The sequence below is a fragment of the Streptomyces sp. NPDC101194 genome (assembly GCF_044767885.1).
In the GTDB taxonomy this organism is placed as follows: domain Bacteria; phylum Actinomycetota; class Actinomycetes; order Streptomycetales; family Streptomycetaceae; genus Streptomyces.
In genome coordinates, this window is record NZ_JBIWOS010000007.1 from 418,886 (window position 1) to 439,218 (window position 20,333).

A 20,333-nucleotide genomic window follows, 5' to 3' on the forward strand; every position below is an offset into this window, starting at 1 on the left:
TCCGCAGGGGGTCCCACCGCCGCCGAAGGGCGTTTCACGGGCTGAAAAGCCCGGATCGCCCGGCCGGACGCCCCGGATTTCGCGAACTGTAATGATCCCGTGAGGCTTTGGCCCTCACCAGGGCGGGGAAGTGCCGCGGAACATGGCAGGCTTGGCACATGGCCCAGATCAATCCCAGCATCTTGTCCGCCGACTTCGCCCGCCTCGCCGAGGAGGCGAAGGCGGTCGAAGGTGCCGACTGGCTCCATGTCGACGTGATGGACAACCACTTCGTGCCCAATCTGACCCTCGGCGTACCGATCGTGGAATCGCTCAGCCGGGCCACGGACACCCCGCTGGACTGCCACCTGATGATCGAGGACCCGGACCGCTGGGCGCCTCAGTACGTCGAGGCGGGCGCCGGTTCCGTCACGTTCCATGTGGAGGCCGCCGCCGCCCCGGTACGGCTGGCACGGGAGATCCGGGCCAAGGGTGCCCGCGCCTCCATGGCGCTCAAGCCCGCCACGCCCATCGAGCCGTACGAGGACCTGCTCCCGGAGCTCGACATGCTGCTGATCATGACGGTGGAGCCGGGCTTCGGCGGTCAGGCGTTCCTGGACATCATGCTGCCGAAGATCCGCCGCACCCGTGAGCTGATCTCCAAGCACGGCCTCGAACTGTGGCTCCAGGTGGACGGCGGCGTCTCCGCGTCCACCGTCGAGCGTTGTGCCGAGGCCGGTGCGGACGTGTTCGTCGCCGGCTCTGCGGTATACGGAGCCGGGGACCCCGCCGAAGCGGTGCGCGCTCTGCGGGCCAAGGCCGACGGGGCCACCGCCTCGGCGGCCTGGGCGTGCCGTCACTGACGCCCCGACCGGTCCCGGCCCCGATTGCGGGTCGGCCGGGCCAAGGGCAGATGAACGTGGTCCGACGGGACCGATCAGGGATCGCCGGATCTGACAGGATGAACGGCGTATCGAGAGTGTGAACAGCAGTGAGGAGATCGCGGTGTCTGCAATGTCGGCGGGACGGTCCGCCCTGCGGATGGGGCCCGCGGAGCTGGTGCAGGCGGCGGCCATGGCCCGCCGCTTCTACCTCGAAGGAAAGTCGAAGATCCAGATCGCCGAGGAGTTCGGCGTCAGCCGCTTCAAGGTGGCCCGGGTCCTGGAGACGGCTCTGGAGCGCGACCTCGTACGGATCGAGATCCGCGTTCCCGCCGAGCTGGACGCCGAGCGGTCCGACGCTCTGCGAGCCCGCTACGGGCTGCGTCACGCGGTCGTCGTCGAGTCTCCCGCGGAGGAGCAGGACGACGCACCCGACCCGGAGAATCTGGGGGAGGTCGCGGCCGATCTTCTTGGCGAACTGGTGAACGAGGGCGATGTGCTCGGCCTGGCCTGGGGCCGGTCCACCATCCACATGGCGGCGGCGCTCGACCGGCTGCCGCCGTGCACGGTCGTGCAGCTCACCGGGGTGTACGACGCGGGGACGGCGGAGCGCGGCTCGGTCGAGGCGGTCCGGCGGGCCGCCCAGGTCGCGGGCGGCGAGGCCCACCCGATCTATGCGCCGATGCTGCTGCCCGACCCGGCCACGGCCGCCGCGCTGCGTCATCAGACCGGCATCGCCCGCGCCTTCGAGTACTTCGACAAGGTGACGGTCGCTGCGGTCTCCATCGGTTCCTGGGAGCCGGGCATCTCCACCGTCCACGACATGCTCACGGACGAGGAGCGGGCGCACTACGCCTCGCTCGGCGCCGCCGCGGAGATGTCCGCGCACCTCTTCGACAAGGACGGGCGGCGGGTCGGCCGGGACCTGGGGGAGCGGTGCATCACGGTCGAGGCCGACCGGCTTCGCCGGATCCCGGAGGTGGTGGCGATCGCGGGCGGCCAGCGCAAGGCCGCGGCGATCGGGGCGGTTCTGCGGTCCGGTCTGGTCACCAGCCTGGTGACGGACACGGCGGCGGCCGAGTACCTGCTGACCGAGTCGGCGGCACCGCGGCGACCCGCCCTGGAGCGCGCGGACCCGGACGGGGACTGAGCGGGCGCCGGCGGCGGGCGGCGAACCGCACCGGGGCCGCCCGTCGACGCCACGGGACCGACCCGGACAGTCGGTGAGCTGTCCGGGCGGGCATCCGGTCCGGGATCAGTCCCGGGCCGAGCCCAGGACCGTCGACTCCAGATACTGTTCCGGTGCCGTGTACTGGCTCACATCGGCCGGGTTGTAGCGGGGCGTCTGCCGCGACCAGTCCAGATTGCCGCGCATCCAGCTCCGCATCCCGTCCAGGTACGGCGTGAGCATCCAGGAGAGCTGCGGGTACGCGGCCAGCAGTTCGGCCTCGGCGGTGAGGAACCGCTCCGTCTCCGTGGCGATCTCCGCACAGACGTGTTCGAGCGCCTGCTGCTTGCCGTGTCCACGGTGGTGACGGACCAGATGGACGAGATTGTGGATCTCGCCGAGCACCTGTTCCTTCTCGTACGAGTACACGTCGTTGGCCCAGCACACGACATTGCACGACGCTTCGAGCGCGGTGATGAACCGGGAGTCGTTGTGGATCGACTCGGGAGCCTCGATCCCGGCCACGATCTCTATCAGGTCCATGCAGACATGTATCGCGCCGGTGTGGCGGCGCTTGGCGATGTAGGTCTCCTCGGACGGCACCACGCCCGCCGCCCGGTTCCCGGCCTCCCAGGTGGTGGTCGTGGAGAGGTACGTGGTCAGGTGCCAGCCGAACCGGGTGCGCCAGTGCGCGGCCGCGGCCGGGGTCGTCCGTTCCCACAGATCGACCAGGGCCACCACGGCGGCGGGAAGGTCCTCGTCCGGCAGGGAGCCCGTGCCCTTGCCCTCGATCACGGAACACATCACCGCGACCACATCACGTACCCGCTCGGGGCTGCGGCCGAGATGTCCGTCGTCGAGCTGGTCGTCGACGAGAAACAGCCACACGAACCAGTCGGCGACGAGGTCGAGGTTCTTGCCGTCGGCGGTCGGGTACACCATGCCGACGAACGCGCCGAAGTCCGCCTGCTCGAAGCGCTTCCTGGCTGAATCCCGGTGCACCAGACCGGTGTTGCGGATCCAGCTGTCGAGATGGACTCGGGTGTCCCCGACGTGCGGATTCGTCCGCTGGGGGAACGGGCAGTAGATGTCCGGCAGTTCGCTCTCCACGGGTGGGTCGTGATCCTCTCCGGTCGTACGGGTGACGGAAGTTGTGACCCCTCCGCCTGTTCCTCCGGGGCGCAGTGGTGACCCACGGGACCTGCGGGTTTGAAGCTACCCGACCCTTTGTCGCCAGGTCCAGGGAAGGTGATCGCGAATGATTCGCACGCCGTTCGGGTAGGGTCCGTGAGCAAGGCAGGTTCCGCTTGCCCGGGACTCCCGCGGTTCCCTTGGAGGAACATACGAGCGCGGGGGTCGTTTGCTGTGTCTTCGTGGAAGCGACCTGCTCCGTTTCGTATGAAAAAATGAACTTATGCGTTTTCTTGAGCCCGGTACCGGTCGCTACACAGAGTCCCCCTCGGTCCCGTACGACCTCACGTACGACGATGTCTTCATGGTTCCGGGCCGTTCGGCGGTCGGTTCTCGCCAGGGTGTCGATCTCTCCTCGCCCGACGGCACCGGCACCACCATTCCGCTCGTCGTCGCGAACATGACCGCCATCGCGGGCCGCCGGATGGCCGAAACGGTCGCCCGCCGCGGCGGACTGGTCGTCATCCCCCAGGACATCCCGATCGAGGTCGTCACCGACGTCGTCTCCTGGGTGAAGGCGCGCCACCTGGTACTGGACACGCCGATCGTGCTGACCCCGGGCCAGACGGTCGCCGACGCGTTGTCCCTGCTGCCCAAGCGCGCACACGGCGCGGGCGTCGTCGTCGACGAGGACCGGCGCCCCGTCGGTGTCGTCACCGACCACGACCTGACCGGCGTCGACCGCTTCACCCAGCTCTCCGAGGTCATGTCCAGGGACCTGGTGCTCCTCGAGGCGGACATCGACCCGCGCGAAGCGTTCAACAAACTCGACGGCGCCCACCGCAAGCTCGCCCCCGCGGTCGACGCGGACGGCCGGCTCGTCGGCATCCTCACCCGTAAGGCCGCACTGCGCGCCACTCTGTACACCCCCGCCACCGACGCCGACGGCGCGCTGCGGATCGCCGCGGCCGTGGGGATCAACGGCGATGTCGCGGGCAAGGCCAAGCAACTGCTCGACGCGGGTGTCGACACACTCGTCGTGGACACCGCCCACGGCCACCAGGAGTCCATGATCAACGCGGTCAGGGCCGTCCGGGGGCTCGACCCGCAGGTGCCGATCGTCGCGGGGAACATCGTCGCCGCCGAGGGGGTGCGCGACCTCGTCGAGGCCGGCGCGGACATCATCAAGGTGGGCGTCGGCCCCGGTGCCATGTGCACCACCCGGATGATGACCGGCGTGGGGCGTCCCCAGTTCTCCGCCGTCCTGGAGTGCGCCGCCGAGGCGAGGAAGTACGGCAAGCACGTCTGGGCCGACGGCGGCGTCCGTCACCCGCGCGATGTCGCGATGGCGCTCGCCGCGGGCGCGTCCAACGTGATGATCGGCTCCTGGTTCGCCGGTACGTACGAGTCGCCGGGCGACCTCCAGCAGTCCGCCGACGGCCGCTTCTACAAGGAGTCCTTCGGCATGGCCTCCGCGCGTGCGGTGAAGAACCGCACGTCGGACGAGTCGGCGTACGACCGCGCCCGCAAGGCGCTCTTCGAGGAGGGCATCTCCACCTCGCGGATGTTCCTCGACCCGGCCCGGCCCGGCGTCGAGGACCTGATCGACTCGATCATCGCGGGCGTCCGCTCCTCCTGCACCTACGCCGGGGCGGCCTCCCTGGAGGAGTTCGCCGAGAAGGCCGTCGTCGGGGTGCAGAGCGCCGCCGGCTACGCCGAGGGCAAGCCGCTGCACGCCAGCTGGAGCTGATCCCGCGGTCCCGCACCACCGTCGCCCCTCACGGCCGTTCGCGCCGTGAGGGGCGACGTCGTTCCCGGGCGCTGTCGCGGGCATCGGGGATGTCCGATTACAGCCTGCGGATCCCGTGGTGATCCGCTTCAACCCCATTGAAATGTAAGTAACATGAAGCGCAATCAGCTGTCCGCCTCTCTGCGGTAAGGGATCTCATGTCCTTCTTCACTGAACTGGCTCACCAGTACATCGACGGAGAGTGGAGGCCGGGCAAGGGATCCTGGGACATCATCGACTTCAATCCGTACAACGGGGAGAAGCTCGCCTCGATCACGGTCGCCACGGCCGAGGAGGTGGACCAGGCGTACCGGTCCGCCGAGGCCGCCCAGCGGGCCTGGGGCGACACCAACCCGTACGCCCGCCGGCTGGTGCTGGAGCGGGCGCTGCGCGTCGTCGAGGAGCGCGAGTCCGAGATCGGCGACGCGATCGTCGCGGAACTCGGCGGCACCCGGCTGAAGGCCGCCTTCGAGCTGCATCTCGTCAAGGAGTTCCTCCGGGAGTCGATCCAGCTCGCGTTGCGGCCCGTCGGGCAGATCCTGCCCTCGCCGACCGAGGGCAAGGAGAACCGCGTCTACCGGGTGCCCGTCGGCGTCGTGGGTGTCATCAGCCCCTTCAACTTCCCGTTCCTGCTCTCGCTGAAGTCCGTCGCCCCCGCGCTGGCGCTGGGCAACGCGGTGGTGCTCAAGCCGCACCAGAACACCCCGGTCTGCGGCGGCACGCTGGTGGCCAAGGTGTTCGAGGAGGCGGGGCTGCCGGCCGGGCTCCTGAACGTCGTGGTCACCGACATCGCCGAGATCGGTGACGCACTGCTGGAACACCCCGTTCCGCAGGTCATCTCCTTCACCGGCTCGGACAGGGTGGGACGGCACGTCGCCACGGTGTGCGCCGCGCACCTCAAGCGTGCCGTGCTCGAACTCGGCGGCAACAGCGCGCTCATCGTCCTCGACGACGCCGATCTGGACTACGCCGTGGACGCGGCCGTCTTCAGCCGTTACGTGCACCAGGGCCAGGTCTGCATGGCCGCGAACCGCATCCTGGTCGACCGGGCGGTGGAGAAGGAGTTCACCGAGAAGTTCGTCGCCAAGGTCGCGTCGCTGCCGGTCGGCGACCCGGCCGACCCGCGGACCGTGATCGGCCCGCTGATCAACTCCTCGCAGGCCGAGGCCATTTCCTCGCTCGTCGACCAGACGGTGGAGGCCGGGGCGACGGCCCTGCTGCACGGCAGGGCGGACGGCAATCTGGTCAGCCCGTCCGTGCTCACCGGTCTGGCCGCCGATTCCCCCGTCCTGTCCCAGGAGATCTTCGGGCCGGTCGCGCTCCTCGTGCCGTTCGACGGGGAGGACGAGGCGGTCCGGATCGCCAACGACACCCCGTACGGTCTGAGCGGGGCGGTGCACACGGGCGACATCGAGCGCGGTGTGCGGATCGGCAGGCGGATCCACACCGGCATGATCCACATCAACGACGGCACGGTCCACGACGAGCCCATCGTCCCGTTCGGCGGCGAGAAGAGCTCCGGCCTGGGCCGGCTGAACGGCGAGTCGATGGTCGAGGCCTTCACCAGCCAGAAGTGGATCTCGGTCCAGCACGGCCGCTCGCAGTTCCCGTTCTGACGGGTCACGGGATGCGGTGAGCGCGCCCGGCGGCGCGGGGCCGTGGTCTACTTCGGGGGCGGCCCACGCCGCCCCCGAAGCAGACCATCGCAGAGAAGTGAACCGCCCGAAGTGCGCCTGAACGACCTCGACGAACGCATCGTCCACGCCCTCGCCGAAGACGCCCGGCGCTCCTACGCGGACATCGGCGCGATCATCGGCCTGTCCGCGCCCGCCGTGAAACGCCGGGTGGACCGCCTGCGCGCCGAGGGCGCCATCACCGGCTTCACGGTACGGGTGGACCCGGCCGCGCTGGGCTGGGAGACCGAGGGATTCATCGAGATCTACTGCAGCCGCAACACCTCGCCGGAGGCGATCAAGCAGGGACTGGCGCGGTACCCGGAGATCGCGTCGGCCTCCACCGTGACGGGTGAGGCCGACGCGCTCGTGCAGGTCTTCGCCGCGGACATGCGCCACTTCGAGCAGGTGCTCGAACGGATCGCCGGAGAGCCGTACGTGGAGCGGACGAAGTCCGTGCTGGTGCTCTCGCCGCTGCTGCGGCGGTATTCGTCGGGGTCGCCGGGATAGCGGCGCGGAGCGGCTTGGGCGTACGGGCCGGGACATGGCGGGAATGAGACCTGCGTCACCCACTTGACCTGGGAAGACGCCCTGCGCAATGAATCGCCGCGGCAGGCTGCCGGAGCGCAATGGATCGACGGTGTACGCGCAACGGTCGCGCCTTGTCCGTGCCGAGCGGCGGACCGTACCTTCGATACGTCCCCGCCCAGCCCGCACCGCCCCGAGGTCAGCCATGCCGCCGTTGCGCACCGCCCTGCTCCAGAGTTCCGGACGACCCGGCCATGTGGACGAGAACATCAAGGTGCTCGACGAAGCCGCGCGGCGGGCGGCGGACAGTGGGGCCCGCCTGCTGGTCTGTCCCGAACTGTTCCTCACCGGATACGCGATGGGTGCCGACGTGCCCCGGCTGGCCGAGCCGGCCGACGGGCCGTCGGCCCGTGCCGTCGCCGGGATCGCCGCACGGCACGGTCTCGCGGTCCTCTACGGCTACCCGGAGCGCGCGGGCGAGCAGATCTTCAACGCCGCACAGCTCCTCGGACCGGACGGGGCCGCGCTCGCGAACTACCGCAAGACGCATCTCTTCGGCTGCTTCGAGCAGGAGTGGTTCACCCCGGGCGAGCAGACCGTGGTGCAGGCCGAACTGGACGGCGTTCGCGTCGGGATCATGATCTGCTACGACGTCGAGTTCCCGGAGAACGTCCGCTCGCACGCCCTCGCCGGGACCGATCTGCTGCTGGTGCCCACCGCGCAGATGCACCCCTTCCAGTTCGTCGCCGAATCCGTCGTACCGGTCCGCGCCTTCGAGAGCCAGCTGTACGTGGCGTACGTCAACAGGACCGGCCCGGAGGGCGAGTTCGAGTTCGTCGGGCTGAGCTGCCTGGCCGGCCCCGACGGCACCGTCCGCACCCGCGCCGGACGCGGCGAGGAACTGGTCATCGGTGAGGTCGACCCCGAGTTCCTGAGCGCGTCGCGCGCCGCCAACCCGTATCTGAACGACCGCCGCCCCGGCCTGTACGGCTCCCTCGTCTGACCCGGCCGCCCCGTTCCACCCCGTCTTTCCGCGCAAGGAGTCCGTACCCCATGACGTCCACGGTGCCCAATGCCGTCCAGCACACCGACGCCGCCGAGCCGATCACCATGTTCGGGCCGGACTTCCCGTACGCGTACGACGACTTCCTGGCCCACCCCGCGGGCATCGGGCAGATTCCGGCGACCGAGCACGGCACCGAGGTCGCCGTCATCGGCGGCGGGCTGTCCGGCATCGTCGCCGCGTACGAACTGATGAAGATGGGGCTCAAGCCCGTCGTCTACGAGGCGGACCGGATCGGTGGCCGGCTGCGCACCGTCGGGTTCGACGGCTGCGACCCGCAGCTCACCGCCGAGATGGGCGCAATGCGCTTCCCGCCGTCGTCCACCGCGCTCCAGCACTACATCGATCTGGTGGGCCTGGAGACGAAGCCGTTCCCCAACCCGCTGTCCCCGGCCACCCCGTCGACCGTCGTCGACCTCAAGGGCGAGTCGCACTACGCGCGGACCATCGACGATCTGCCGCAGGTGTACCGCGATGTGATGGACGCCTGGAACCGGTGCCTGGAGGAGGGTGCCGACTTCTCCGACATGAACCGCGCGATGCGCGAACGCGATGTGCCGCGCATCCGCGAGATCTGGGCGGAGCTCGTCCGGAAGCTCGACAACCAGACCTTCTACGGGTTCCTCTGCGACTCCGACGCCTTCAAGTCGTTCCGGCACCGGGAGATCTTCGGCCAGGTCGGCTTCGGTACCGGCGGCTGGGACACCGACTTCCCCAACTCCATCCTGGAGATCCTGCGCGTCGTCTACACCGAGGCGGACGACCATCACCGGGGCATCGTCGGCGGCAGCCAGCAGCTCCCGCTGCGGCTCTGGGACCGCGAACCGCGCAAGATCGTCCACTGGCCGCTCGGCACCTCCTTGTCCTCGCTGCACGGCGGAGAACCGCGCCCCGCGGTGACCCGGCTGAACCGCACCGCCGGAAACCGGATCACCGTCACCGACACCACGGGTGACATCCGCACGTACCCGGCCGCGATCTTCACCGGACAGTCCTGGCTGCTGCTCTCGAAGGTCGACTGCGACGACGCGCTCTTCCCGATCGACCACTGGACGGCGATGGAGCGCACCCACTACATGGAGTCGTCCAAGCTGTTCGTCCCCGTCGACCGGCCGTTCTGGCTGGACGGAGCCGTCGACGACCAGGGCGTGCCGACCGGGCGGGACACCATGTCGATGACGCTCACCGACCGGATGACCCGCGGCACGTACCTCCTGGACGACGGCCCCGACAGGCCGGCCGTCATCTGCCTCTCGTACACCTGGTGCGACGACAGTCTGAAGTGGCTGCCGCTCTCCCCGAACGAGCGCATGGACGTCATGCTGAAGTCGCTCGGCGAGATCTATCCCGACGTCGACATCAGGAAGCACGTCATCGGCAACCCGGTGACGGTCTCGTGGGAGAACGAGCCCTGGTTCATGGGGGCGTTCAAGGCCAATCTGCCGGGCCACTACCGCTACCAGCGGCGGCTGTTCACCCACTTCATGCAGGACCGGCTGCCCGCCGACCGGCGGGGCCTGTTCCTCGCGGGCGACGACATCTCCTGGACGGCCGGATGGGCCGAGGGCGCCGTACAGACCGCGCTCAACGCCGTCTGGGGTGTGATGACCCAGTTCGGCGGCGCGACCGATGCGACGAACCCCGGCCCCGGCGATGTCTTCGACGACATCGCCCCGGTCGAACTCCCGGAGGACTGAGGCTGGTTCGCGACCCGTTCGGTGCTACGCGGGCCGGCAGACGCTGCGCTGTCGGCCGAGGCCCGAGATCTCGACCTCCATCACGTCGTCGGGGCCCAGGTAGGGGAACCGGCCGGACAGCGCCACCCCCTGCGGGGTACCGGTGTTGATGACGTCGCCGGGCTCCAGCACCAGATACTGCGACAGATGGTGCACCAGATGCGCCACGCTGAAGATCATGTCCGCTGTGCTGGAGTCCTGCCGCGGCTCCCCGTTCACATAGCTGCGCAGCCGCAGCTGCTGCGGGTCGCCGACCTCGTCGGCCGTCACCAGCACCGGGCCCAGCGGGTTGAAGGTGGCGCAGCTCTTGCCCTTGGACCACTGGCCGCCCGACTCCTCCAGCTGGAAGGCGCGCTCGGAGACGTCGTTGCTGACGGCGTAGCCCGCGATGTGCGCGGCGGCGTCGGCGGGGGAGTCCAGGTAGGAGGCACGACGGCCGATGACGACGGCCAGCTCCACCTCCCAGTCGGTCTTCTTCGAGCCGCGCGGGATCAGCACGTCGTCGTACGGCCCGACGATCGTGTTCGGCGACTTGTAGAACAGGATCGGCTGCTCGGGCGGCTCGCTGCCCGACTCCGCCGCGTGGGCCGCGTAGTTCTGGCCGATGCAGAGCAGCGCCGAGGGGCGGGCCACCGGGGCGCCGATCCGCTGACCGGTGATGTCGATCCCGGGGAGCGCCGGCTCGGTGGGCACCAGGTTCGGACGGTCGGCGAGCGCGGCGAGGAACGCGCCGTCGATGTCGTCGGTGATGCCGGACAGATCGTGGTGACGGCCCTCGGGGCAGATGGCGACGGGGCGCTCGTGGCCCGGTTCACCGATGCGCATCAGTCGCATGGAGGTGACTTCTCCTGACAGGTAGGGGGTCGGGGGGAGACGGACGTGGCCCGCCTCGCGGGACGGTCCTCAGTGCAGACGGACGAGGGCGTCGGCGGTGACGGCGTGGACCGGGGGACGTCCCGAGAGCAGCCGCAGCACCTCGTCGACGGCGCTCGCGCCGAGCCGCCGCCGGCACTCGACACTGCCCGCCGCCTGGTGCGGGGTGAGCAGCACGTTGGGCAGGGAACGGAAGGGGTGGCCGACGGGCAGCGGCTCGGCGTCGAAGACGTCGATCGCCGCGTCCAGCCGTCCGGTCGACAGCTCGGCGAGGAGCGCGTCCTCGTCGACCAGCCACGACCTGGCGGTGTTCACCAGGCCCGCCCCGTCCGGCATCAGCGCCAGCTGTTCGGCGCCGATCATCCGGTGGGTCTCCTCGGTGACCGGCGCGTGCACGGCCACGATCCTGCTGCGGGACAGCAGCGTCTCCAGGGGCACGGACTCCACGCCGAGCGTCTCGGCGTCCTCCTCGGAGAGGTACGGGTCGGTGACGCCGACCCGTGCCCCCATCGCCCGCACCAGGGCGATGTAGGCACGTCCGGTGCGGGAGGCGCCGATCACGCCGATGTCGCTGCCGTGGATCTCGTGGCGCGGCGGGGCCTCGCTCGCCGCCGCCCACTCCAGCCCGCCGCGCAGGGCGTGGTCGAAGCGCTGGACGCGGTGGAGCAGCGAGAGCGTGAACGCCAGAGCGACCTCGGCGACCGGGCGGGCCATCTCGTCCCCCGCCTGGGTGACCAGGACGCCCCGCCGGAACACCTCCTCGGTGACATAGGGCGCGACCGCCGAACCGGTGTGCGCCACCAGTTCCAACCGGTCGGCCGATGCGAGGAGTTCGGCGTCCACCGTGGGCGCGCGCCACGAGGTGATCAGTGCGCGGGCGCCGGGCAGCGCAGCGGCCACCGCCGCCCGGTCGGAGTGGTTGTCCAGAACCGTCAGTTCCGCCGCGTGCTCCAGCTCCCGCCAGACCTCGGCGGCGAAGAACTGCGCCCGCAGGCCCGGCGGTACGGCGACGACCACCCGTGAGCGGTGGGCAGGATCAGGAGAGCCAGGCATCGAGGTGCTCCGCAACGAAGGCGTCATCGGTCAGCCAAGGGTAGGCCGCGGCCACCCGGCTGATCTCCTCCGCCTGCCCCGGGGAGAGCGTCTCGGCCGGGTCGAGGCACCGGATGTTCGCCAACAGCCCCTGGCGGTGCAGTACTTCGTGCACCCCGGCGATGCAGCCGCGGAACGCTCCGCGCACATCGAAGACCGCGCTGTTGGCATCGGTCAGCTCGGAGCGACGCGCCAGAACGCGCACCATCGCCTCGTGGTCCCCGCCGCGCGCCCTGCGGACGTCGTCGAGGAGCGTCACCGCGGAGCTCGTCCACACGGCCCACTGACCGAGCAGGCCGCCCGCGAACCAGCGTGGTGTACCGGCCGCCGTCTCGTACGGGGTGAGCAGATCACCGATGATGTCGTCGTCGTTGCCGGTGTACAGGGCCACCTCGTCGGCCCGGTCCGCGGCGGCCACCGCCCGTACGACATCGGCCGTGCGGTACCGGTCGAACGGGGCGATCTTCACCGCGACCGTGTTCGGCAGATCGGTGAACGCGGACCAGAAGCCCGGCGACAGGTACCGCCCGCCGACGGCCTCCTGGAGATAGAAGCCGATCACCGGCAGTACTTCGCCGACCGCCCTGGCCCGGTCCAGCAGACCCTTCTCGTCCGCGCCGGGCACGGCCGGGCTGAGCAGCACCGCGTCGTAGCCGAGGGCGGCGGCGGTCTCGGCCTCGGCGACGGCCTGCGCGGTGTACCCGCAGGCCCCGGCGACCTTGATGAACGGCCGGCCGGCCTCGGCGTCGATCGTCTCGGCGGCCAGCTCCAGGACCGGCCGGAACAGGCCGATGTCCGGTTCGCGGATCTCGAACTGGGTGGTGTGGACAGCGACGGCGACCCCGCCCGCGCCGGAGGCGAGGTAGTAGCGGGTCAGCGCGCGCTGGCGGCGCTCGTCGAAGGAGCCGTCGGCGTGCAGGGCCAGCGGGTGGGCGGGGATCACGGCACCGCGGGCGAGCGCGTCCAGGGCGGGGGTCGGCGCGGGGGAGGGAGTGGACATGGAGTGGATCAGAACCTTCCGTCGCGGACCTGGAACTTGGTGGGCTTGCCGGACAGCGGCAGCCCGCGGCGCAGCCAGTCGGCCTGCCATTCGACGAGGGTGCGCAGGGTGACGTCGGGGTAGCCGAACAGGGCGTGGCAGCGGCTTGCGTCGGAGAGCAGCGCGGTGGGCGCCTCCGAGCCGGCGAGGACCGGCTCCTTGCCGAATTCCTCGCCGAACCACTGGGCGATGCGGCGCACGGAGGCGGTCTCGGGGCCGGTGAGGTTGAGGGTGAACGCCTCGCCGTCGGTGGCGTGCAGCAGCGAGCGCAGGGCGACTTCGTTGGCGTATCCCTGCCAGACCACATTGGCGTGACCGGTCGTCACGTCGACGGGCTCGCCTGCCTGGACGCGGTGGGCGATGTCGGCGAGTACGCCGTAGCGCAGGTCGACCGCGTAGTTGAGGCGGATGTTGGCGACCCTGGTGCCACGGGTCAGCGCCGCGTGGCCGAAGATCCGTTCGCGGCCGAGGCATGACATGGCGTACTCGCCGACCGGTCCGACGGGGTCGTTCTCGGTGCAGCCACCGGAGGAGACGGGCACGAGCGGGTAGACGTTGCCGGTGGAGAATGCGGCGATCCGCGCGTCCGGCCAGCGGCGGGCCACCCGGTCGGGCATGGCGGCGTTGACGGCCCAGGCGTGTGAGGGGGCTCCGGCGGAGCCGAATTTGGCGCCGACCATGAAGACGACGTTCCCGGCGTCGGGCAGTTCGGCCAGATCGGCGGCCGGGTCCATGAGGTCGAAGGCGACGGTGGAGACTCCGGCGGCCTCCAGTTCGTCGGCGGCGGACTTGTCGGACCAGCGGGAGACGGCGTATACGGTCACGTCCTGGCGGCCGGCGGCGTCGAGTGCGCGGCGGGCGAGGCGGCAGAGGCTGGGGCCCATTTTGCCGCCGGCGCCGAGCACCAGCAGGTCGCCTTCGAGTTGGCCGAGGTCGGTGACGAGGGCGGGGGTGGGGGTGGCGAGCCGCTCTTCGAGCGCGGCCTCATCGGTGAACATTGGTTGCTATCCCTTGATTCCGGACGCGGTGACGCCCTCGGTGAAGTAGCGCTGGCCCACCATGTATGCGGCGAAGATGGGCACGAACGCGATGACGGAGCCGGAGAGCACCACGTTGAGCGGCACGTTCTGCTGCTGGAGCGAGGCGATGCCGACGGTGAGGGTGCGCATGTCGGTGGACTGGCCGATGACCAGCGGCCACAGGAAGTCGTTCCAGTGCCACAGGAAGACGAAGACGCCGAGTGTGGCCAGGATCGGCTTCAGCAGCGGGAGCACGATCCGGTAGAAGATCTGCCATTCGTTGCAGCCGTCGAGGCGGGCGGCCTCGAACAGTTCGTCCGGCAGGCCCTGGATGAACTGCCGCATCAGGAAGACGGCCTGGGCGTTGGCCAGGGTCGGCACGATCAGACCCCAGTAGGTGTCCACGCCGCCCAGCTTCGCGATCATCGCGAAGGTGGGGATCATCGTGACGTGGTAGGGGACCATCACCATCGACAGGAACGACCAGAACATCGTCTCCCGGCCCGGGAAGCGCTTCTTGGCGAAGGCGTACCCGGCGAGCGAGGCGAGCAGCAGCACGCCGACGACGGAGACGACGGAGTAGATCAGCGTGTTGAACAGCCAGCGCGGTACGTCCTGGGAGTTCATGACGGTGTCGTACGCCTGACCGGTGAGCGGCCAGGGCAGCAGACTGCCGGGGAACTCGACCGCCGCGGACGGTTTCAGGGAGAGTACGACCATCGCGTAGAACGGGAAGATCGTCACGATCGCGGCCACCGTGAGGAGCACGGCGCGGCCGATCCGGCCGGCCCGGGTGGGGCGCATGCCGTGCGGGACGGTGTCCTGCTCCGACAGCTTGCGCAGTCTGCGTTCGGTGCGGCGCGTGGCCCGGTCGAGGGCCGCGGGCACCTCCGGGGCTGGCGGGGTCTCGGTCTTCTCGGGTGCTGTGGTCATGGTCACTGGTCCTTCCCGATCACGAGCCGCTGGATCATTGCGACGACCACGGTCAGCGCGAAGAGCGCGACGCCGATGGCGGAGGCGTAGCCCAGGTCGAAGTACTTGAAGCCCGCGTCGTAGAGCTGGAAGACGAGCGTGTAACTGGCATTGGCGGGGCCGCCGCCGGTCATGGTGTAGACCGCGTCGAAGACCTGGAACGAGGCCGTCGTCTCGATCACGGCGAGGAAGAACAGGGCGGGCTTGAGCTGTGGCAGCACGATGTACCGGAACCGCTGCCAGGGGCCCGCGCCGTCGGTGAGCGCCGCCTCCTCCAGCTCACGCGGGATGTCCTGCATACGGGCCAGCAGGATGAGCATCCCGTACCCGAAGCGGGACCAGACGCCGACGATCGCGAGGGCGGGCAGCACCAGCACGTCGTCGGAGAGCCAGGAGCCCTCGGACATCCCGAACCAGCCCATCAGGGTGGACCACGGCCCGCCGGTCGAGAAGATCCAGACGAAGACGGTGGCGGCCAGCACCAGCGAGGTGACGACCGGCAGGAAGAACACCGACCGGAAGAACTTGGCGCCGCGGAACGCGCGGCGGGTGATCAGCGCCAGGGACACCGACGCGATCAGCGTGCCCGGCACCGCGAGCACGGTGTAGAGGACGGTGACCTTCAGCGCCTGCCAGAACAGCGGGTCGTCCCAGAGACGGGTGAAGTTGTCGAGCCCGACGAAGCTGCCACCGCCCGTGAGGGTGTAGTCGGTGAAGCTCATCAGCACACCGGCGACGCCCGGACCGAACCGGAAGGCGAGGAAGAGCAGGAAACACGGAAGGACGAAGAGCAGGCCGATCCGGGCCTCGCGGCGCGCCTGCGGCCCGCTGCGACGGCCCCGGCGGGTGGGTTCCGCGACGACTGCCACGGGGATCTCCTTGCGGTACGGGGGATTGCGGGAGGTCGGGGGCGTGGCCCCCGGGGAGCGCGGTTGCGGGATCCGGGTGCGGCCGGATCCCGCAACCGCGCCCGATCAGCGGCCGAGCATTGCCTGAGCGGCCTTCTGCGCGGCGTTCAGTGCTTCCTGCGGGCTCTTCTTGCCCAGCAGTGCCGCCTGGATCTCGGGTGCGAGGACGCCCTGGACCTCACGGGCCTTGTCCTGGAGCGGGCCCACGGTCATGCTCGGCAGCGTGGCGCCGACCGCCGTCTGCAGGGCGTCGTCCGGGTACAGGTCGCCGCCGGACTTGCGGGCCGGGAAGTAGCCCGCGGTCTTCTGCAGGCCGGCCGCGTTCTTCGACTCGGCGACGAAGTTCAGCCAGTCGCCGGTGTTCTTCTTGTCGGCGCCCTTCAGCATCGACAGTGCGCCGACCGTGCCGTAGCCGACCGACTTGACGTCCTTCAGCGGCGGCTGGACGACGATGTTCTCCTTGCCCCAGAACGGCTCGACGTCCGCCGGGGTGTTCTGCCAGGTGCAGGCGATCTTGCCCTTGGCGGTCGGGGTCTGCTCCAGCTTGGGCGTGGTGGTGACCAGGTCCCTGTCGGTGTAGCCGCCGTCGACGAGCTTCTTCAGGTACGTCAGGGCCTTGACGCCGGCGGCGTCGTTGAAGGTGACGGTCTTGCCGTCCTCGGAGAAGACGTCGCCGCCGGCCTGCCACAGCAGCGGGTAGAACGTCATGTTCAGGGTCTGCTGGGTGTCGCCGTAGTAGGTGGTGGCGTAGTAGCCCTTCTTCTTCAGCTTCGGGGCCAGCGCCTGAAGGTCCGCCCAGCTCGTCGGGTAGTTCTTCTCGCCGATCGCGGCGAACACCCGCTTGTCGCAGATCAGCGGGTTCGCGCTGGTCAGGACCGGGGTGGCGAGCGCCTTGCCGTCGACCGTGACGGACTTCAGAGCGAAGTCCGTGTAGTCCGACTTGGCCTCGGACGGCATGTACTCGTCGGCCGGGACGATGCTCCTGGCGTACTTCGGCAGCTGGTCCGGGATCAGGTAGACCGCATCAGGGCCCTTGCCGGAGGCGATCGCGGTGGCCAGCGCGGTGTCGCGGTTGGCCCACGGGAAGGTCTCCACCTTCACCTTGACACCCGAGTGCTCCTTCTCGAACGCCTTGATCAGGCCGTCCCAGTACGCCTTGTTCTTGGCCTCGTCGAAGATGACGGGGTAGGTCCACATGGTGACGGTGTTGTCGTCGCTGCCGCTGCCGGAGCAGCCGGCCAGCACACCGGCGGCGAGCGCGGTCGCCACCACGGGGGCGGCCATGGCGCGGACTCTGGAACGGCGGGTGAGGTGACGGGACATGAGGTGGTCCTCCGAGGACGTGAGGGTGGGGCGGGAAGAGGGTGAGCCCGGTCCGGTCCGAACGACAGGCCCTTCAGGGGGAGTCACTGCGCCGGTACCGTCTGGACGGTGCCGGTGTGCCGGGCACGTTCCGCGGCGAACGCCGCGAGATGGCTGCCGAGCGAGGTGGCGGGACCGGAGCGGACGGCCCCGGCGTCACCGGTGGCGACGGCGGTGACGAACGCCTCCACGAGCGCGGCGTCCCCGCCGCCGTGCCCGTCGGCCGCGTTCGACCCGGACGCGCCGAGTTCGTGGACGGTGGACTCGCCGGTCCGGAAGTCCTGCACCGTGACCCGCTCGCCGTCACCGATGAGCCAGCCGTGAGAGCCGAAGATCCGGGTCTGCCGATGCGTCTGCTCGGTGAACGCCACCATCTGGAAGGTCGCGGTCACCCCGTCCGTCAGCTGCATCGCCAGGACCTGGTGGTCCACCACGTCGTTGTCGCTGCGGTACGCGCAGACGCCGTACGGCCCCTCGCGCAGCGCCTGCACGAGGCCGGCCTCGTCGGTCGCCTCGGTGACGTGGGTGACCGGCCAGACGGCGCCCTTCTCGCGCAGCGTCGGCATGTACAGCTTCAGCGCGCTGTACGGGCAGTCGGACTCGACCGCACAGTCCAGACAGCGGTCGGCGGACCCGGCCGGAGCGTTCTCGGGCCGGAAGTGCTTCAGCCCGCCGAAGCTCGTGACCTGTTCGATCCGGCCGCCCATGACGTACGTGATCCAGTCCAGGTCGTGGCAGGACTTGGCGAGCAGCATCGGCGAGGAGTCCTTCTCGCTGCGCCACGGCCCGCGTACATAGCTGTGGGCGTAGTGCCACCAGCCGACCGGCTCCAGATGGTCGAGGGAGACCAGCTGACCGAGCACGCCGGAGTCCACGACCTCCTTCACCAGATCGGTGTACGGGGTGTACCGCATGACGTGGCACACGGCGAAGAGGACCCCGGCCCGCTCCACACCCTCGACGATCCGCCGGGTCTCGTCCTCGGTCGGGGCGAGCGGCTTCTCGGCGAGGATCGCGTATCCGGCCTCGGCCAGGGCCAGTACCGGCTCCACGTGGAAACGGTCCTGGGTGGCGACGACGACGGCGTCGGCGATGCGGTTGTCGACGAGCGGCCGCCAGTCGTCGAACTCGACGGGTGCGCCGGCGGCGGCCCGCGCCGCGGGGCGCGGATCGGCGACGGCGACGAGTTCGGCGCGCTCGGGGTGCGCCTTGATCCACTCGGCGTACGTCAGACCGCGGTTGCCGGCGCCGACGAGTGCGACCCGGACGGGCCGGCCGGTGATCGGGGTATGCGTGGACACGTGAATCCCTGGTACTCGATGGGTTGGGGCTTTTGTCCGGATCGGGCCGGATCGGGGAGCGGGGGCCGGTGCGCGCGACCGCAGGACGCAGCCGGGAGCTCGGGGAAGGAGCCATGACGACCGGCGATGCCGCCGCGAGCGCGCGAGCCGACCCCCGCGGGCCCGGCATGATTCAGGCGAGAGGTCCCACGTGGTCAGAAGCGCAGCGTCGCCGCGGTGTGGGCGACCCGGTCGCCTTCGTCGGGCAGCGCGGTGCGTTCGGTGCCGTCCTCGACGCAGCCGGTGTGCAGCAGATGGCTGGTGGTGCCGCCGAACGCCGCGGGCCGCAGTTCGAGCCGTCCGCCGGTGAAGGTGGAGCCGGTGGCCCGGTAGCGGTTGGGGCCCTCGGTGACCAGCACATGGGCGGTGCCCTTGGGCGCGGTCGAGTCGAGGCCGGTCAGCTGCCAGTCGACGGTCCGTCCGGAGCCGGTGCGGGCCAGCAGGGCGCCGTCCTTGTTGGTGCCGGTCAGCCGCGTGCCGTCGATGCGCAGTCGCTGGTCCTTGGACGAGGTCAGTTTCAGCCCGGAGTCGCGGAGTTCGCCGCCGAGGACGGTGATGTCGGCGTGCGCGAGCGAGACCGGGGCGGTGTCCTTGGAGCCGGTCAGCGTGCACTGGTCCAGGGTGAGCGGGCCGGTGCCGTTGAGGACCGCGCCGTCGACGCCCTTCAGGACGCTGCGCTGGATGGTGAGCGGAGCGGTGACATTGGCCTGGGTGATCTCCGCGCCCGCCGCGAACGCGAACGAGGAGTCGGCGATCACATTGGGGCGGGCGGAGAGGTCCGAGGCCCGGGAGACGATCAGCGGACCGGTGGCCGAACAGCCGCGCATCTGCACACCGTCGGCGTTGACCCAGAGCATTCCGGAGCCGGCGAGCGACTTCTTGCCGATGACCAGGACGTCCTCCAGGGTCAGATCGGTGATCTTGACCCGGGCCACGAACCAGGAGCAGGCGTGCCGGCGTACCGTGATCCGCTTGGCCCTGCCGCCCCAGGCGGCACCGGAGTTGGCGAACGTCATCAGGCCGGAGTTGCCGGTGTAGACGAGGTCGTGCTCGAACTGGCCGTGCGTCACGAACGGGCCCTCGTCGTCGCCGTCGCCGTGGCAGTTGGTGACATAGCAGTAGGCGGAGGCCGTGAAGTCGTTGAGGTGGCGGGCGTTGGAGGTGTGACAGTCCTCGACGTGCCCGTACAGGCAGTAGATCTGCTGGGTGAGGTAGCCCGCGCCGCCGTACGTGACGGACTTGGGGTTGGTCAGCGAGCACTGCTCGGTGCGGTAGTACGTGCACCAGCGACGCATCACGACCGGCCAGAAGGTGCCGATCGCCTCGATGCCGGAGACGTCGCAGCGGACCGCGTACTCGTACGCGACCGGGTGCGAGCCGGTCATCTCGTCGTCGCCCCAGCCCTCGAAGACCATGTTGCGGACATGGGCGCGGTCGACGGGTTCGATCCGGGTCCAGGTGAGGGTGCGGCCGGCGGCCAGGTCCCAGCCGATCTGGTAGTTGACCCTGATGTGCGTCGAGTCGACGACATCGGTCACCTGGACGAGGCGCTGGATCTCCTTCTCGTACTTCCCCGCCAGGGCGTTGATCTCCACGGCCCACCACTGGCCGACGGCGAACTTCGACGAGTCGCCCACCTCGAACAGGTCCGAGAGGTCCGGCATCGCCGCGCTCAGGGTGTGTTCGACGGTGGTGTCGGTGACGGTGCCGCGGAAGGAGAGGACGGCGCCGAAGGGGTTGTCGTGGGTGTTCTTCTCGATGCCTTCGGTGTGTATGCGGT

General features: G+C 70.0%; 17 protein-coding genes. 7 read left to right on the forward strand and 10 right to left on the reverse strand.

The annotated features are described in order from the left end of the window. Positions 1-158 precede the first annotated feature (158 nt). Both rpe and ACIRP2_RS26635 read left to right on the forward strand, forming a co-directional pair. Positions 159-842, forward strand: a complete 684-nt coding sequence (rpe, locus tag ACIRP2_RS26630; protein WP_404254382.1) for a ribulose-phosphate 3-epimerase — start codon at positions 159-161, stop codon at positions 840-842. Between the two features lie 151 nt (positions 843-993). After that, positions 994-2,010, forward strand: a complete 1,017-nt coding sequence (locus ACIRP2_RS26635) for a sugar-binding transcriptional regulator (RefSeq protein WP_404254462.1) — start codon at positions 994-996, stop codon at positions 2,008-2,010. A 105-nt stretch (positions 2,011-2,115) separates the two neighbouring features. Here ACIRP2_RS26635 and ACIRP2_RS26640 read toward each other — a convergent pair whose 3' ends face one another. After that, positions 2,116-3,138, reverse strand: coding sequence for a terpene cyclase (locus ACIRP2_RS26640; protein WP_404254384.1), 1,023 nt, complete (start codon positions 3,136-3,138; stop codon positions 2,116-2,118). A gap of 304 nt (positions 3,139-3,442) precedes the next feature. Between ACIRP2_RS26640 and ACIRP2_RS26645 the strand changes: the two genes are divergently transcribed. From ACIRP2_RS26645 to ACIRP2_RS26665, 5 genes are all read left to right on the forward strand, one after another. Continuing rightward, on the forward strand, positions 3,443-4,909 hold the full coding sequence (locus tag ACIRP2_RS26645) for a GuaB1 family IMP dehydrogenase-related protein (RefSeq protein WP_404254386.1): 1,467 nt from the start codon (positions 3,443-3,445) through the stop codon (positions 4,907-4,909). Positions 4,910-5,106: 197 nt separating this feature from the next. Then, positions 5,107-6,564 carry an aldehyde dehydrogenase family protein gene (locus tag ACIRP2_RS26650; protein WP_404254388.1) on the forward strand — a complete coding sequence of 486 codons (1,458 nt, stop codon included), beginning with the start codon at positions 5,107-5,109 and terminating at the stop codon, positions 6,562-6,564. A gap of 111 nt (positions 6,565-6,675) precedes the next feature. Further along, a complete protein-coding gene (locus ACIRP2_RS26655; RefSeq protein WP_404254390.1) occupies positions 6,676-7,131 on the forward strand; it encodes an Lrp/AsnC family transcriptional regulator in 456 nt (151 codons plus the stop codon). A gap of 223 nt (positions 7,132-7,354) precedes the next feature. Further along, the gene (locus tag ACIRP2_RS26660; RefSeq protein ID WP_404254392.1) at positions 7,355-8,152 is read left to right on the forward strand and encodes a carbon-nitrogen hydrolase family protein; all 798 of its coding nucleotides are present in this window, start codon (positions 7,355-7,357) and stop codon (positions 8,150-8,152) included. A 50-nt stretch (positions 8,153-8,202) separates the two neighbouring features. Further along, on the forward strand, positions 8,203-9,909 hold the full coding sequence (locus tag ACIRP2_RS26665) for a flavin monoamine oxidase family protein (protein WP_404254394.1): 1,707 nt from the start codon (positions 8,203-8,205) through the stop codon (positions 9,907-9,909). 24 nt (positions 9,910-9,933) lie between these two features. Here ACIRP2_RS26665 and ACIRP2_RS26670 read toward each other — a convergent pair whose 3' ends face one another. The 9 genes from ACIRP2_RS26670 to ACIRP2_RS26710 all read right to left on the reverse strand — a co-directional run. After that, positions 9,934-10,782 (reverse strand): fumarylacetoacetate hydrolase family protein, encoded by an 849-nt coding sequence (locus ACIRP2_RS26670; RefSeq protein ID WP_404254396.1) that lies wholly within the window; start codon positions 10,780-10,782, stop codon positions 9,934-9,936. A 69-nt stretch (positions 10,783-10,851) separates the two neighbouring features. Continuing rightward, positions 10,852-11,874: a hydroxyacid dehydrogenase gene (locus ACIRP2_RS26675; protein WP_404254398.1), complete on the reverse strand. Its 1,023-nt coding sequence runs from the start codon at positions 11,872-11,874 to the stop codon at positions 10,852-10,854. After that, the gene (locus ACIRP2_RS26680; RefSeq protein ID WP_404254400.1) at positions 11,858-12,913 is read right to left on the reverse strand and encodes a dihydrodipicolinate synthase family protein; all 1,056 of its coding nucleotides are present in this window, start codon (positions 12,911-12,913) and stop codon (positions 11,858-11,860) included. The genes ACIRP2_RS26675 and ACIRP2_RS26680 overlap by 17 nt, the downstream gene beginning before the upstream one ends. Before the next feature lie 8 nt (positions 12,914-12,921). Next, a complete protein-coding gene (locus ACIRP2_RS26685; protein ID WP_404254402.1) occupies positions 12,922-13,950 on the reverse strand; it encodes an NAD-dependent epimerase/dehydratase family protein in 1,029 nt (342 codons plus the stop codon). A 6-nt stretch (positions 13,951-13,956) separates the two neighbouring features. Next, the gene (locus ACIRP2_RS26690; protein WP_404254404.1) at positions 13,957-14,904 is read right to left on the reverse strand and encodes a carbohydrate ABC transporter permease; all 948 of its coding nucleotides are present in this window, start codon (positions 14,902-14,904) and stop codon (positions 13,957-13,959) included. A gap of 2 nt (positions 14,905-14,906) precedes the next feature. Next, positions 14,907-15,812 (reverse strand): carbohydrate ABC transporter permease, encoded by a 906-nt coding sequence (locus ACIRP2_RS26695; protein ID WP_404254406.1) that lies wholly within the window; start codon positions 15,810-15,812, stop codon positions 14,907-14,909. Between the two features lie 105 nt (positions 15,813-15,917). Then, complete coding sequence (locus ACIRP2_RS26700) at positions 15,918-17,174, reverse strand: ABC transporter substrate-binding protein (RefSeq protein WP_404254408.1); 1,257 nt, start codon at positions 17,172-17,174, stop codon at positions 15,918-15,920. A gap of 83 nt (positions 17,175-17,257) precedes the next feature. Continuing rightward, complete coding sequence (locus ACIRP2_RS26705) at positions 17,258-18,514, reverse strand: Gfo/Idh/MocA family protein (RefSeq protein ID WP_404254410.1); 1,257 nt, start codon at positions 18,512-18,514, stop codon at positions 17,258-17,260. Positions 18,515-18,708: 194 nt separating this feature from the next. Next, positions 18,709-20,333: peptidase C14 (locus tag ACIRP2_RS26710; RefSeq protein ID WP_404254412.1), on the reverse strand; the 1,625-nt coding region annotated here is incomplete at its 5' end.